Consider the following 14742-nt stretch of genomic DNA (forward strand, 5'->3'; position numbering starts at 1 on the left):
AGCGCCCGCGCGGGGAAATTCCGCTGCCGCACACGGTGAGGTCGGCCACGCGCAAACTGTGAGTTCCCTGTACCCTCCCCGTGTTCCCACATTCACCACCGATCGCGAGGATTGACCCGGGTGGACTCCACCGAGCTCCGTATTGCCGCCGTGGTTCCGTGTCACAACGAAGAGGCCTCGGTCGCCAAGGTCGTGGCCGATCTGCAGGCCGCCGTGCCGGGAATCGTCGTCTACGTCTACGACAATCTGAGCACGGACAAAACCGCCGAGCGCGCACGCGAGGCCGGAGCGATCGTGCGCCACGAGCACACCAAGGGCAAGGGCAACGTGGTGCGCCGCGCCTTCGCCGACATCGAGGCGGACGTGTACTTGATGGTCGACGGCGACGACACCTATGAGGCGTCCGCCGCGCCGCTGATGATCAAGACGTTGCTCGACGGCCCCTACGACCATGTGCTCGGCGTGCGCAAGCAGGACGAGGGCGCCTCGGCCTACCGCGCGGGCCACGAGACCGGTAACAAGGTGCTCAACGGCGTGGTCGGGAAGGTGTTCGGCGAGAACGTCGAGGACATGCTCTCCGGTTTCCGGGTGTTCTCCCGCCGGTTCGTGAAGAGCTTTCCGGCGGTGTCTCGTGAATTCGAGATCGAGACCGAGCTCACGGTGCATTCCCTGCACCTGCGGGTGCCGCGGACGGCGGTGCCGGTCGGCTTCCGCGATCGTCCGGCGGGCAGCGAGAGCAAGCTGCGCACCTATCACGACGGATTCAAGATCCTCGCCCTGATCATCGGGCTGGCCCGGCACGAGCGGCCGGTCGCGTTCTACGGCCTGTTCGGCACGCTGAGCTGGCTGGTTTCGATCGTCCTGACCATTCCGATCGTCGTCGAGTTCTACAACACCCACACGGTGCCGCGGTTCCCGACGCTGTTCCTCGCCTTCACGCTGCTGCTGCTCGGCAGCCTCGCCTGGACCGCGGGACTGATCCTCGACGGCATCCGGCGCTCCCGCCACGAGGCCGCGCGCCTGGTCTACCTGCGCTACACCGCGGTGGGCGCGGAGGACCCGCGCAGCGCGGGCAACGGCGGAGCCGGGCGTTGACGACCTCGGCGGATCGGGCCGCGACGCCGGAGGAGAATCTGGACGAGCGTTCGGACACCGCGCCGCTACCCGCGACCGACACCGCCCCGCTACCAGCTGTGGACGCCGAGGCCGCGACCACCGGCACGGACCGCTCGGGGAAAGGTCTCGCGGAGCGAGTGGTGACGCGCCTGGGCGCGGCGACGATCGCCTTCACCCTGCTGGCGACGATCTTCGGTGCGCTGTTCACAGTTCTCACCCCGCCGTTCTGGGGTCATGACGAAATCACCCAGTTCGGTCGCGCCTACCAGGTCGCGCACGGCGGGTTCCTGCCGCAGCGGATCCACGACGATCGCGGCATCGCCTACGGTGGCGACGTCCCGTCCAGCATCACCGAGCTGATGGGCTACGCGCTGCGGGACTACTCCACCAACCCGGACGAGCCGGATCCCATGGTGGCCGACCCGGCCCGCTACGACCAACTGACCGGCGCCGCGGTCTCGGACGCCACCGAACCGGTGTGGTTCACCAATACCGCGGCTTACTCGCCGATCCCCTACATTCCGGCCGCTATCGGCATCCGCCTCGGCGAGCTCTTCGGGCTGAACGTGGGCGGCCTGCTCCTGATCACCCGGTTCGCCGGACTGGTGGCCTACCTCGCTGTGGTCGGGTTCGGCATGTACGCCTTGCGCGCGCACCGGGTGCAGTGGCTGGCGTTCACCGTCGCCGTGCTGCCGATCGCGGTGTTCCAGGCGGGCACGGTGACCGCCGACACCATGACCAACGCGCTGGCCATCTTGGTGTCCGCGCTGCTGGTGAAGGCCATGTTCCTCGGCACGCGACTGGGTCGGGTGGAGATCGGCGCGCTGCTGGCCGCGACGATCCTGCTGCCGGTGAGCAAGCCCACCTACGTGTTGCTCGCGCTGCTGGTCGCCCTGGTGCCCGCCGACCGATTCGGATTCAGCGGGTGGCGGCGCGGGATTCCGTGGGTGTTCGCCGCGGCGGGCGCGCTCGCGTTCGCGGTGTGGATGAAGATCGCGGCGCCCACCGGCGACGGCATGGGCCTGATGCGGCCGCCGCACCAGTGGCACTCGGTGCGTCCCGGCGACCAGCTCAGCGGCATCCTGCGCGATCCACCGGAGTTCGTGCACGTGTTCGGCGAGAGCATCGCCCTGCGCGACCAGCGCTGGTTCAGCCAGTTCTTCGGCGAACTCGGCTTCGCCTACGTCGACGTGCCCGCCATCGCCATGCTGGCCTGCCTGCTGGCGTTCGCGGTGAGCATCGGCATCGCGGAACGGATGACCGTCCCGGCCTTCCGCCGCACCCTGATCGTCGCCCTCACCATGGCCGCGAGCGTCGCGATGATCTACGTGACGCTGTATATGTCGTTCACGCCGGTCGGGTACTACATCATCGACGGCGTGCAGGGCCGCTATTTCGTGCCGCTGGCGATCGTGACGCTCGCGGTGCTGCTGCGCTGGATGCCGCTGCGGCTCACGGACTCCGCGGGGAAGACCCCGACGGTGGGCCCGGCCGTCACCGTGCTGGTGGCGACGAGCGTGGCGCTGATCGCGGCCGCGGCGAAGTACTACACCATCGTCTGGGGCTGAGCGGCGCGGCGTCTCGGGTATCTCCCGGGGCGCCTTTCAGTCTCCCGCCGCGCTGAGAGTCCGCTCGCCCGCGGCGAGGTAGGCGTGCTCGGTGGCGGCCTTGTACGGGCGCCACCAGTTCTCGTTGTCCCGGTACCACTGAATCGTCGCGGCCAATCCGGCGCGGAAGTCCGCGTAACGGGGGCGCCAATCGAGTTCGGAACGCAGCAACGTCGCGTCGATCGCGTAGCGCTGATCGTGGCCGGGCCGGTCGGTCACGTGGTCGAAATCGCCGGGGTCGCGGCCGAACTCCGCGAGGATCATCTGCACCACCGACTTGTTGTCGAGTTCGCCGTCGGCGCCGATCAGGTAGGTCTGCCCGATCCGGCCCCGGCGCAGGATCTCCCACACGGCGCGATTGTGGTCGTCGACATGGATCCAGTCGCGTACCTGGTGTCCCGCCCCGTAGAGCCGGGGACGGACCCCATCGATCAGATTGGTGATCTGGCGCGGGATGAATTTCTCCACGTGCTGGTAGGGCCCGTAATTGTTACTGCAGTTGGAGATCGTGGCGCGTACGCCGAACGAGCGGGTCCACGCGCGCACCAGCAGATCGCTGGAGGCCTTGGTGGCCGAGTACGGGCTGGACGGGTTGTACGGGGTGGTCTCGGTGAAGGCCGGATCGTCCTGGTCGAGGTCGCCGTAGACCTCGTCGGTCGACACGTGGTGGTAGCGCACGTCGTGCCTGCGCACGGCCTGCAGGAGGGAATAGGTGCCGACGATATTGGTCTGCACGAACGGCCACGGCTCGGCGAGGGAGTTGTCGTTGTGCGACTCCGCGGCGAAGTGCACCACCGCGTCCACGCCGCTGACCAGTTCGTCGACCAGCTCGAGATCGGCGATGTCGCCGTGCACGAACTCGATGCGATCGGCCACCGGGTCGAGCGAGGCCCGGTTCCCGGCATAGGTCAGGGCGTCGAGGACGGTGACGGCCGTATCCGGGTGGGCGGACACGGTCTGCTGGACGAAGTTCGCGCCGATGAATCCGGCGCCACCGGTGACGAGCAATCGCACCCCATGACTGTACGTGGGGCCGCGCCGCACCGGCGACGGACTCGAAACCCCGGTGGGGCCTAACGATCTCCAGGTTTTTGATCTGTGACATTCGCCTCATTGACTTCCCAGCGTTTGGAACTTTCAGATTGGTATGGCACGGAAAAGCCCGGTCAGCGGGCCTATTTCCGCAACCCCACCAAGCCATGGGTCTCGATGGTGAACAAAATTTGAATAAACAGTCACAAGGGGTTCACCACGCGTTAGCTGCTCTAGATTTTGCTCGTCTAGTCCCCTCCGAACGCTTCAATCGAGGTTCCAAACAAAATGCTGATGAGGAAATTCGCCGCGACGTCGGCACTGTTGATCGCCGCCCTCGGCGTCACCGCCGGCACCGTGAACGCGGCTCCGGCCGCCGAGGCCGATGACGCGGTGAACTTCACCGCTCACGCGACCGACACCCAGTCCATCATCACGACCGATGCCGGTTCCATGGTCGTCGAGGATGGCGTGTTCAAGGTCAAGGCGGCCAACGGCAACGTGCTGACCGGCATGCCGATGACCTTCCGGGTGGATGACTTCGAGTTCCCGATCGCTGCCGAGATCGCGGACCACACCGCCACCCTGACCCCCCAGTTCGACATGGCGCACGCGACCTACAAGCCCGTCGCCCTGCCGTTCGAGGACAAGGCGCCCTGGAAGACCGAGTACGACCGTGAGCAGGCCGCCTTCAACCGTATGAAGGACACCATCTCGACCGGCGCCACCATCGGCACCCTGGTCGGCGGCATCGGCGGCGGCGCCGTCGGCTGCGTCCTCGGCGGCATCGCCGGCGCGACCGTCGCCTCGGCGGCCATCGTCGGCCTGTTCGGCGCGTTCATCCCGGCCGCGGCCATCGGCTGCCTCGGCGGCATCATCGCCGTCGGCGCGCTCGGCACCCTCGCGGGCCAGCTGCTGATCACCGCCCCGGTCGCCATCGGTGCTGCGATCCAGTACTTCACCACCATCAACCAGCCGTTCGTCGCCCCGAAGTAATCCGCCACCGTACGGAGAACTGAAACGAATCGAAGCCCCCTCCGCGCTGTCCACGCGGACGGGGCTTCATTCATTTCCGCCGCGAGCGGAAAAGTTAACTAATCCTGAACAAAATGTGAAGAACGAAGATTGCGACGTCGTGACCTCAGTTATCAAGGATAGATAACTTCGATTCGGAAATAATTTCGCCCGAAGCGGCGCACCGCCCCGCACAGACGCGAGCCCCGTCCCGTCTGATGCGGGGCGGGGCTCGCCTGGGCAGGGCCCGACCGGTTACGCCGTCCGAGCCCGCTGGTCCCCTTCGATCCTGGCCCGCACGAACCGCGCGACCCGCGCCAGCGCCGCCCTGCTCTCCGGCAGATTCGGCGCGATGCTCATGAAGGCGTGGACCTGGCCGCGCCACAATTCCAAGGCGTTCGGCACGCCCGCCGCGGTGAGCCGCTGCGCCATCAACTCGGCATCGAAGCGCAGCACCTCGTCCTCGGCGGCGACCAGCAGCACGGGCGGAAGCGCGGACAGCACCGCGTTGACCGGCGACAGGCTCGGATCCAGCGTCCCGTCGACCTCCGCGCCGATGCGCACCACCGCTTCCAGCGCCGAGAGCGGGATATACGGATCGCGCGCGACGTTCACGTAGTCCCGCTTCGCCGCGTAGTCCAGGTCGAGCAGCGCGCTCAAGCCGACCAACCCGGCCGGTGCGGGCAGCCCCGACTCCAGTGCCAGCAGGGCGGTCGCGAAGGTGAGGTATCCGCCCGCCGAATCACCCGCGAAGATGATCCGCCCTGGATCCGCGCCATGGCGCAGCAGCCAGCGATAGGCCGCGAGGCAGTCCCCCACCGAATCGCTGATCCGCGTCCGGGGCAACTGGCGGTACTCGACGTTGATCACGGGCAGGCCGGTGCGGCGGGCCAGGCTCGCCGCGACCGGGCGGTGACTACGGGTGCTGCAGATCGCGAAGCCACCGCCGTGCATGTACAGCACCGCGCCGTGGCGCAACGCACGCGACGCACCGGCCGGGCGGATGATCTCCAGGCGGATGCCGTGCAGCGACACCTGCTCTCGATCGATCCCCTGCGGTCGAGGACGCAGCCGCGCCAACCCCTCGACGGTGGCCGCGCCGACCGGGATGGTCGTCCTCGTCACCGGGAGGGTTCGCAGCACCGGGCGGACCACGCCCATGCAAGTGGCCAGCAGCAGACGCGATTGCGCGCTGGGACCCTTCGGATTCATCACCGCACCGGGCTCGCCGTCTCTGGTCGACATCGCGCACCTACCTCACAACTGGCGCGCCGAATCACGACCGGACCGTGCCCAGGCGAGCTGTCGGCGCTGACATCTCACACAGTGTCTTTTCAGAACACCATGCGCATCGTGACCTACGCAACAGAATCGCTCGAAGCCCGCCGCGGCGAAACGCCCGTAACCGAATCGAGGACTACTCGGAACCTCATCGAATCCCGGAGCCGCGAAACTGGCAGACTCCAAGGCATGCGCGGAATCATTCTGGCGGGCGGCACCGGCTCCCGGTTGCACCCGATCACGCGCGGGGTGAGCAAGCAGCTGGTCCCGGTCTACGACAAACCCATGGTCTACTACCCCCTCTCCACGCTGATGCTCGCGGGGATCAGGGACATCTTGGTGATCACCACGCCCGAGGACGCGACGGCGTTCCGGCGGCTGCTGGGCGACGGCACGCAGTTCGGGCTGTCCCTGAGCTACGTGGTCCAGCCGGAGCCGGACGGCCTGGCCAAGGCCTTCGTCCTCGGCGCCGACCACATCGGCGGCGATTGCGCCGCACTGGTGCTCGGCGACAATATCTTTCACGGCCCCGGCCTCGGCACCAGCCTCAATCGCTTCCACGGAATCGACGGCGGCGCGGTGTTCGCCTACTGGGTGTCCGACCCGACCGCCTACGGCGTGGTGGAGTTCACCGAGGGACGCGCGGTGTCCATCGAGGAGAAGCCCAAGACGCCGCGGTCGAACTACGCCATTCCAGGGCTGTACTTCTACGACAACGACGTGGTGGAGATCGCCCGGTCGCTGCGTCCGTCCGCCCGCGGCGAGTACGAGATCACCGACATCAATCGCGCCTACTTGGAACAGGATCGTCTGAGCGTGGACGTGCTCGCCCGCGGTACCGCCTGGCTGGATACCGGTACCTTCGATTCCCTGCTCGACGCCGCCAATTACGTACGCACCATCGAGGAACGGCAGGGCCTCAAGATCGGCGTCCCCGAGGAGGTGGCCTGGCGGATGGGCTTCATCGATGACGAGCGGTTGTGCGCGCTGGCCGAGCCGCTGGTCCGCTCCGGCTACGGCCGCTACCTGCTCGATCTGCTCGAACGCGGACGGGACTGGTGAGCATGGAGTTCCGGGAACTCGCGGTGCCGGGCGCGTGGGTGATCACGCCGCGCCAGCACGGCGACAGTCGCGGCACGTTCCTCGAGGGGTTCAAGGCCTCGGAGTTCGAGAAGGTGACCGGGCGGCCGTTCGACCTGCGGCAGGTCAACTGCTCGGTGTCGGCCGCAGGGGTGCTGCGCGGGATCCACTACACCGAGGACCCGCCCGGACAGGCCAAGTACGTGACCTGCGTGCGCGGCGCCTTCCTCGACGTGGTGGTCGACCTGCGCCCCGGCTCGCCGACCTATGGCCGCTGGGACAGCGTGCTGCTCGACGACGTCGACCGGCGCTCGGTGTTCCTGTCCGAAGGGCTCGGCCACGCGATCCTCTCGCTGGAGGACGGCTCGACGGTCACGTATCTGTGCTCCCTGGAGTATCAGCCGGAGTTCGACCACGATATCGACGCGTTCGATCCCACGCTCGGCATCGAGTGGCCGCGGGTGGGGCGCGACGGGCGGGAACTCACGTTCGTCCGCTCCGCGAAAGACACAGCGGCCCCGCCGTTCTCGTGATCCGAACGAAGGAGCGGCCGGACGCAGGGGCGCTCCGGAGTCGGTACACGGCATCGAGCGCCGTCACCCGGTGCGGGTGACGGCACTCGACGGATGGTGCGGCGGTCAGCCGACGAGTTGCAGTTCCTTCTGCTCATCCGCCGCCTGCTCCCGGCCGCGGAATCGCGGCACGAAGGCCAGCAGGGCGACCAGCGCGCCGACGATGGATACGCCCGCGGCGAACTCCAGACCGGGACGGTAGGTGTCGAGCATGCCGGCGGCCGAGATGTCGGCGTGTGCGCCGGAGGCGATGATCGCCGTGGTCACCGCGAGCACGATGGCCGCGCCGACCTGCATGGACGTCTGCAGCACGCCTGCGGCGAGACCCTGCTCCTCGTCATCGATGCCGTTGGTGGCCTGAATGTTGATGGCGGGGAAGCCGACCCACCCGATGCCGATGAGCAGCACCGCGGGCAGCAGCATGGTCAGGTAGGAGGGCGCGGTGTCCAACCGCAGGAACAGCAGGTAACCGACGGCCATCACGGTCATGGTCACCGCGATCACCGGCCCGGTGCCGAAACGATCGACGAGTCGGTCGGAGAAGAAGGCCGACAGCACGACCAGCAGACCGACCGGCAGCAGCGCCATGGCCAGCTTCAGCGGAGACCAGTCGAGAGTGTCCTGCATGTACAGGGTCACGATGAACTGCCAGCTGAAGTAGGAGCCCGCCACCGCCACGATCGCGAGACTGGCCCGGACCAGCGAGGACTTGCGCAGGATCCCGAGGCGCACCAGCGGGTAGCGCACCCGCTTCTCCACCGCGACGAATCCGGCGAACAGCGCGGCGACCGCGACGAACGAACCGATGGTGCGCGCGGACGCCCACCCGGCCTCCGGCGCGGCGACCACGGTGTAGACCAGCAGCAGCATGGCGGCGGTGGACAGCAGCGCCCCGAACAGGTCGTGTCCGCCTTCCTCGGCCGGCTTGTCCTTCGGCACCAGCACGTAGGCCGCGGCCAGCGCGGCGAGCGCGATCGGCACCGGGAGCAGGAACGTCCAGCGCCAGCCGACGCCGGTCATCAGACCGCCGAACAGCAGGCCCATGGAGTAGCCGCCCGCGCCGAACACCGTGTAGATGGACAGCGCCTTGTTGCGGGCGGGGCCCTCGGCGAAGTTGGTGGTGATGATCGACAGGCCGGTCGGTGCGGTGAACGCGGCGGCGAGGCCCTTGACGAAGCGGGTGAGGATCAGCAGCGGACCGGAGCTGACCAGACCGCCTGCCAGCGAGGCGACCGCGAAGACGGCGAGCGCGACCAGGAAGACCTTGCGCCGCCCGAGCAGGTCGGCGGTGCGGCCGCCGAGCAGCAGCAGACCGCCGTACCCGAGGACGTAACCGCTGACCAGCCATTGCAGGGTCGAGGTGGACAGATCGAGTTCCGTGCCGATGGACGGCAGCGCGACGCCGATCATCGAGACGTCGAGACCGTCGAGGAACAACACGATGCACAGCGTGATCAGCATGCCCCAGAGCCGGGCTGACCATCTGGTCGGATCGCTCGCCTGAGCGGCCGAGAGCGTTGCTGGTGAAGTCATGCGGGGAACATTACATGCGCACGCATTAAATGCCAACACATTTAATGCGGTTGCATGGACATGCCGTGCCCACTAAGATGGGGCCATGTCGAAGCCGACCACCGTGAGCACAGCCCGGCGCGCTCCCGCGCCGGCCGGGCTGGTTGGAGAGTGGCGCGAGCTGCTCGACCGGCACGCGGCGGTGAGTTGTGCGCTCGAGAAAGCGCTCCAGAACGGTCATCACATCGGGCTCAGCGAATTCGAGACGCTGGACCGGCTGATCGACGCGAACTGTGGCGACTACCGGATGAGCGACCTCGCCAACGACATCTACCTCAGCCAGAGCGCGCTGTCGCGGGCCGTGGCACGGCTGGAGCGCGACGGCCTCGTCCAGCGCACCATGTGTGCCGAAGACCGCCGCGCCGTGTTCGTCTGCCTCACCGAGAAGGGCCGTGAGGTCTACGACCGGGCCCTGCCCACCCACCGGGCGGTATTGAACGACACCTGGGAATTGCCGGGGCCGCCGAAGTGCTGATCAGCGCGGGCTGAAGCGTTTTACTCAGAGCGCTTTCCGTGCGTCCTCGATGCGCGCACGCGCGTCGATCGTCGCCGCCTCGATGCTCGCGAACGCCGCTCGGAAGCGCGCGATCTCGTGCTCCTTGTCCACGTAGACGGGTCCGGTGAACGTCTCCAGGTAGACCACCGGCGGTTCCGGACGCTCGCCGGAACCCGCCTCGGCGAACTCCAACAGCACGAAACGACCCGACGCCATGCCGTCGTGATAGCCGCAATCCGCGGGCACCAGCCGGATCCGGACGTTCGGCAGCTGCGCCATGCGGAGCAGATGGTCGAGTTGCTCGGCGGTCACCGCCGGGCCGCCGATGCGCCGTCGCAGCACCGCCTCATCGATCAGCGCGTCCAGCCGCAGCGGCGCGTCGGCCCGGGTGACCAGGGTCTGCCGGGCCTGGCGCAAGCGCACCCGGCGGTCGATCTCGTGCTCGGCCAACTCCGGGTGCGCCGCCGTGCACAGCGCGCGGGTGTAGCCCTCGGTTTGCAGCAGGCCGGGGAGGAGTTCGTTCTCATAAGTGGACAGCCTGGTGGCCGCCTCTTCCAGGCCGATATAGACGTCGAAGCCCTCCGCGATCACGTCGCCGTAGGTGGTCCACCAGCCCTTGGCCTTCGTGTCGCGCGCCAACGCGCGCAGCGGTTCGAGCAGGTCGGGCGGCGCGCCGTAGACCTTGCACATCGCCTCGACGTCGAGGCCGCGCAGCGAGGTCTGGCCGGTCTCGATCCGCCAGATCTTCGCCTCCGACCACTCCAGCTGCTGCGCGGCCACCCGCGTGGTCATCCCGGCCCGGTTGCGCAGATCACGCAAATGCCTGCCGAGCTGCCGCCGCGGCATGGTCGATCCGGTCGTTCCCTGCGGTAAAGCCATGCTTGCCCCCTGTTCGCCATACACCGCCCGCACCGTGAACCATCCTCGGTCTGCGACGCGGCACGCCCTTGGACACCCGAGGTGGATGCCGGGTATCCGAACAGCATTGTTCACAGCGAAGCTCGCAGCGGTCACGGCGCGTGTCTCAGCTAGGCCGGTGGCTCCTGCGAGTCGAACTACTTCCGTACGACGCGATTTCGCCCCTACCTGCGCGGGTTTCGCTTGCGGAAGCGCCAGAATTGCACCGCCCGAACGTCTTCGGACAGCTGGTTGACCGGCTCGGCCACGTCCGACAACGCCTGGAACAGGTCGTCGGCCAACTCGCTGATGTGCTCCACCCTGGTCGCCAGACGCGAGGCGTTCACCAGGAACTCGAGCATCAGGCGCACGGCGGCGGCGATGGTCAGGCCGAGCGGCACGCCCAGCACCGCGGCGAGCACGCCGAGCACCGCGGACACCCGCCACGCCGATACCGTCACCGTGATGGGCACGGCGAAGGCGAACACCAGTCCCAGGATGTAGGCCAGCGGCAAGAGAGTGCGGGTGGCCGGGCGGTGGAACTGCACGTCGAGCAGGGCGCGCGCGGCCGCGGCGCTCCACTGCGCGAACGCGCGCGGGCTGCGGAACGGCTCGGCGGGCTGCTCATCGTCGGGAGCGGACCTGGAGAACCGCTCGGCCGCCGATTCTTTCCACGTGATCCAGCGCGATTCGGCCTCGTACTCGTCGGCGTCCACGGGCGCGCCGGGTCCGTTGGCTTCGTCACTCATGCCGGGTCCTCCTCCGAGCCTGACGCTCATGCCGAGAATCCTCCCTGTCCGGGGCGGGCGGATCCAGCCGGAAACGCACGCCACCGGTATGTTTTCGCACCCGCAACACCCATCAAGCCCGCCCCACAGCGATCTCACAGCTCCGGCGCAGCGAGTGGCCAGGTCCACGGCCGAAAGTAGCTGCGTGGCAGTCATGGCGAGCCACCTCGGGATGCCCGGCGATACACGGACGAACCCTCCGGAAATGAGACGTAGGCGACACTCCGGAAATTCTTTCGGAGAACCCGTAACGCCCACGGCGTCCCCCGCCGATACGACCCATGAATGCAGGACCCAGAGATCTACCGGGGAATGGAGAAGACAGTGCGCACCACGTTTCCGACTTCCGTCACGGCGGCCGAGCTGACCGCCGCTGCGCAGGACTACAACCAGCGCGGGTGGACGGTCGCCGAAACGGCCAACGGTCTGAGCCTGATCACCGACGACGACCTGTCCGGCATCGAGGTCACCGGCGAACTGGCCGGCGAGGTCCGCCGCTTCCTGCGGGCGAACAACCTGTCGGGTGCGGTTATCGAGATCCCGGGCACGGAGCGTCGCGAGATCCACCTGGTCACGGGCGTCCGCAAGGCCGCGATGGCGCTCGAGGCGCTGCGCGAGGCCGGAGCGACCGTGTACACCGACGGCGCGGGCATCCCGCTGCCGCCCACCCACCTCTCGGCCGGTTCGGCCTGCTGGGGCGTCGCGCCCGGTGAAGCCCGCTGGGTTCCGCCGGTCGTCGCGATCGCCGCGGCCGTGCGCGCCGCCACCGCGTCGCGCCGCGCCAAGCTGACCATCGCCTGCTGAGCAACGCACCCCTGAGCGAGTTCACCTGCTGATCGCGGGCCGGGGCCGCGCTACCCGGCCTGTTTGCGACCGGTATCCGTCCCGGCGCTCCGGATCCCCACCCCGGAGCGCTGCCGGGTACCGGTCGTTCGGCGTCGCCGATATCAAGCGTTGTCTTTTCAGTTCCACAGTCGAACGCAAAGATGGGGTATGGCCCCGATCACGCAATCGCGCAATCTGCTGCGGACCTGCCCGCTCTGTGAGGCGGTCTGCGGCCTGGAAATCACCCTGGATCCCGACGACCACGTGACCTCGGTCCGCGGCGACCGCAGCGATCCCTTCAGCAAGGGCTTTATCTGCCCCAAGGGAGCCAGCTTCGGTCATCTCGACGAGGACCAGGACCGGGTGACCGACCCGCTGGTTCGTGACCGCGCTACCGGTGCCTGGCGCACCGTGACCTGGGACGAAGCCTTCGATTACATCGCCGAGCGGTTCCCCGCCGTCGTGGCCGAGCACGGAACCCAGTCGGCGGCGGCCTACTTGGGCAATCCCAACGCGCACACCGTGGCGGGCGCGCTGTACGTACCGGCGCTGCTACGCGCGCTGGGCACCAAGAACATCTACTCCGCCAGCACCGCCGATCAGATGCCCAAGCAGGTGGCCAGTGGGCTGATGTTCGGCGACCCGCTCACCGTGCCGGTGCCCGACCTCGACCGCACCGATTACCTGCTGATGCTGGGGGCCAATCCGCTGGAATCGAACGGTTCGCTGTGCACCGCACCGGATTTCCCGGGCAGGCTGAAGGCGCTGCGTGGCAGAGGCGGCCGCTTCGTGGTGGTCGATCCGCGGGTCACCCGCACCGCGAAACTCGCCGACGAGCACCTGTTCATCCGGCCGGGCAGCGATGCGTACCTGTTGTTCGGCATCGTGCACACGCTCTTCGCCGAGCAATTGACCGATCTGCGCGTCGAGGTGACCGGCCTGGACGAATTGCGCACGGCCGCCGCCGTATTCGACCCAGAGACGGTCGCCGCCCGCACCGGCGTACCGGCGTCCACGGTCGTGCGGCTCGCCCGTGAGCTCGCGGCGGCGCCGACCGCCGCGGTGTACGCCCGTATCGGCACGTGCACCGCCGAATTCGGCACCATCACGCAGTGGCTCGTCGATGCGATCAACGCGCTCACCGGCAACCTCGACTCCCCCGGCGGCGCGATGTTCGCCACCGCCGCGGCCGGCGGCATCCCCCGCACCAAGCCGTTCCGCCCCGGGCGCTGGACCAGTCGAGTCCGCGGGCTGCCCGAGGCGATGGGCGAGCTGCCCGTCGCGACGCTCGCCGACGAGATCACCACCCCGGGCGAAGGGCAGATCCGTGCCCTGGTGACGGTCGCGGGCAATCCGGTGCTGTCCGCGCCGAGCGGCGCGCGCCTGGACGAGGCGTTCGCCCAGCTCGAGTTCATGGTCAGCGTGGACCGGTACGTGAACGAGACCACCAGGCACGCGGATGTGATCCTGCCTCCCCCGCGTCCGACGCAGTCCCCGCACTACGACTTCGCGCTGCTGCAATTCGCCGTGCGCAACTACACGCGCTACTCGCGCCCGCTGGTGCCGCTGGGTGACCGGCCTTCCGAACCCGCCGTCCTGGCTCGCCTAGCCGCCGCGGTGACCGGCAGGCCGCATGACGGCTCCGACGGGATCGATCCGCTCACCGCGGTGGACGAACTCGTCATCGCGGGGATGCTGCACAAGGCCGGTTTCCCCGAGCGGCGCGGCGATCTGATCGGTGCGAACAGCACCGAGCAGCGCATCGACCTGATGCTGCGCCTCGGGCCGTACGGCGAATGGAACGGCGGCACACTCAATCTGCAAGTGCTGTTGGACAACCCGCACGGTATCGACCTGGGTCCGTTGCAGCCGCGCCTGCCGGGCGCGCTGCGTACGGCGAGCGGGCGGGTGGACCTGGCCCCGCAGCCGCTGCTGGACGACGTGGCGCGGATGCGGGCGCGCCTGGCCGACGCCGCGCCGGAGATCGTACTGATCGGACGGCGGCAGCTACGGTCGAACAACAGCTGGATGCACAACATCCCGACGCTGGTGAGCGGATCGAATCGGTGCACGCTGCATATCAATCCGGCCGATGTGGAGCGACTGGGGCTGGGTGACGAGGCGGTGGTGAAATCGGCCGCCGGAACGCTGACGGTCCCGCTGGAGCCGACCGACGCCATCATGCCCGGGGTGGTCAGCCTGCCGCACGGATGGGGCCACGCCGACAGCGCGCAGACCGTGGCCCGCACGCACGCGGGCGTCAATGCCAATGTGCTCACCGATGATTCGGTGGTCGACGCGCCCTCCGGCAACGCCGTGTTCAACGGCGTTCCGGTGACACTGACTCCGGCCTGACATCTCTCCAACCGATCCCGCAAATCCCGACCGGCCGGACATTGTTCCGGCCGGTCGGCTTGTAGCCAACCGTTGGAATACTTGCGCCGCAGCCGAATCAGGGGCAT

The 14742-nt window shown here is 68.2% G+C and carries 13 protein-coding genes; 8 read left to right on the forward strand and 5 right to left on the reverse strand.

The window, feature by feature from the left end; genetic code table 11:
• Nucleotides 1-120 precede the first annotated feature (120 nt).
• Complete coding sequence (locus ACWEO7_RS23905) at nt 121-1095, forward strand: glycosyltransferase (RefSeq protein ID WP_450018015.1); 975 nt, start codon at nt 121-123, stop codon at nt 1093-1095.
• Entirely contained in the window at nt 1092-2684 is a 1593-nt protein-coding gene (locus ACWEO7_RS23910; RefSeq protein WP_452426227.1) for a DUF2142 domain-containing protein, read from the forward strand. The genes ACWEO7_RS23905 and ACWEO7_RS23910 overlap by 4 nt, the downstream gene beginning before the upstream one ends.
• Before the next feature lie 36 nt (nt 2685-2720).
• On the opposite strand, the gene rfbB is transcribed toward ACWEO7_RS23910, so the two are convergent.
• The gene (gene rfbB / locus ACWEO7_RS23915) at nt 2721-3737 is read right to left on the reverse strand and encodes a dTDP-glucose 4,6-dehydratase (protein ID WP_452426229.1); all 1017 of its coding nucleotides are present in this window, start codon (nt 3735-3737) and stop codon (nt 2721-2723) included.
• Between the two features lie 306 nt (nt 3738-4043).
• On the opposite strand from rfbB, the gene ACWEO7_RS23920 reads away from it, so the two are divergent.
• Complete coding sequence (locus ACWEO7_RS23920) at nt 4044-4751, forward strand: hypothetical protein (protein WP_450018021.1); 708 nt, start codon at nt 4044-4046, stop codon at nt 4749-4751.
• A gap of 273 nt (nt 4752-5024) precedes the next feature.
• Here the strand turns inward: ACWEO7_RS23920 and ACWEO7_RS23925 are convergent, their stop codons facing one another.
• Entirely contained in the window at nt 5025-6014 is a 990-nt protein-coding gene (locus ACWEO7_RS23925; RefSeq protein WP_452426231.1) for an alpha/beta hydrolase, read from the reverse strand.
• 225 nt (nt 6015-6239) lie between these two features.
• On the opposite strand from ACWEO7_RS23925, the gene rfbA reads away from it, so the two are divergent.
• Together rfbA and ACWEO7_RS23935 are read left to right on the forward strand one after the other, a co-directional pair.
• Nucleotides 6240-7112 (forward strand): glucose-1-phosphate thymidylyltransferase RfbA, encoded by an 873-nt coding sequence (rfbA, locus tag ACWEO7_RS23930; protein ID WP_452426232.1) that lies wholly within the window; start codon nt 6240-6242, stop codon nt 7110-7112.
• A gap of 2 nt (nt 7113-7114) precedes the next feature.
• Nucleotides 7115-7663, forward strand: coding sequence for a dTDP-4-dehydrorhamnose 3,5-epimerase family protein (locus tag ACWEO7_RS23935; protein ID WP_452426261.1), 549 nt, complete (start codon nt 7115-7117; stop codon nt 7661-7663).
• 105 nt (nt 7664-7768) lie between these two features.
• Here ACWEO7_RS23935 and ACWEO7_RS23940 read toward each other — a convergent pair whose 3' ends face one another.
• Nucleotides 7769-9235, reverse strand: a complete 1467-nt coding sequence (locus tag ACWEO7_RS23940; RefSeq protein ID WP_452426234.1) for an MFS transporter — start codon at nt 9233-9235, stop codon at nt 7769-7771.
• An 85-nt stretch (nt 9236-9320) separates the two neighbouring features.
• Here ACWEO7_RS23940 and ACWEO7_RS23945 point away from each other — a divergent pair, with 85 nt between their 5' ends.
• Entirely contained in the window at nt 9321-9749 is a 429-nt protein-coding gene (locus tag ACWEO7_RS23945) for a MarR family winged helix-turn-helix transcriptional regulator (protein WP_452426236.1), read from the forward strand.
• Nucleotides 9750-9773: 24 nt separating this feature from the next.
• Here ACWEO7_RS23945 and ACWEO7_RS23950 read toward each other — a convergent pair whose 3' ends face one another.
• Entirely contained in the window at nt 9774-10649 is an 876-nt protein-coding gene (locus tag ACWEO7_RS23950; RefSeq protein ID WP_452426238.1) for a helix-turn-helix domain-containing protein, read from the reverse strand.
• Between the two features lie 203 nt (nt 10650-10852).
• Nucleotides 10853-11416: a DUF4282 domain-containing protein gene (locus tag ACWEO7_RS23955; protein ID WP_452426239.1), complete on the reverse strand. Its 564-nt coding sequence runs from the start codon at nt 11414-11416 to the stop codon at nt 10853-10855.
• Nucleotides 11417-11740: 324 nt separating this feature from the next.
• On the opposite strand from ACWEO7_RS23955, the gene ACWEO7_RS23960 reads away from it, so the two are divergent.
• The gene (locus ACWEO7_RS23960; RefSeq protein ID WP_450025117.1) at nt 11741-12259 is read left to right on the forward strand and encodes a hypothetical protein; all 519 of its coding nucleotides are present in this window, start codon (nt 11741-11743) and stop codon (nt 12257-12259) included.
• A gap of 189 nt (nt 12260-12448) precedes the next feature.
• Nucleotides 12449-14635, forward strand: coding sequence for a molybdopterin-dependent oxidoreductase (locus ACWEO7_RS23965; protein ID WP_452426241.1), 2187 nt, complete (start codon nt 12449-12451; stop codon nt 14633-14635).
• Nucleotides 14636-14742 lie beyond the last annotated feature (107 nt).

This window comes from Nocardia sp. NPDC004260 (genome assembly GCF_053603155.1).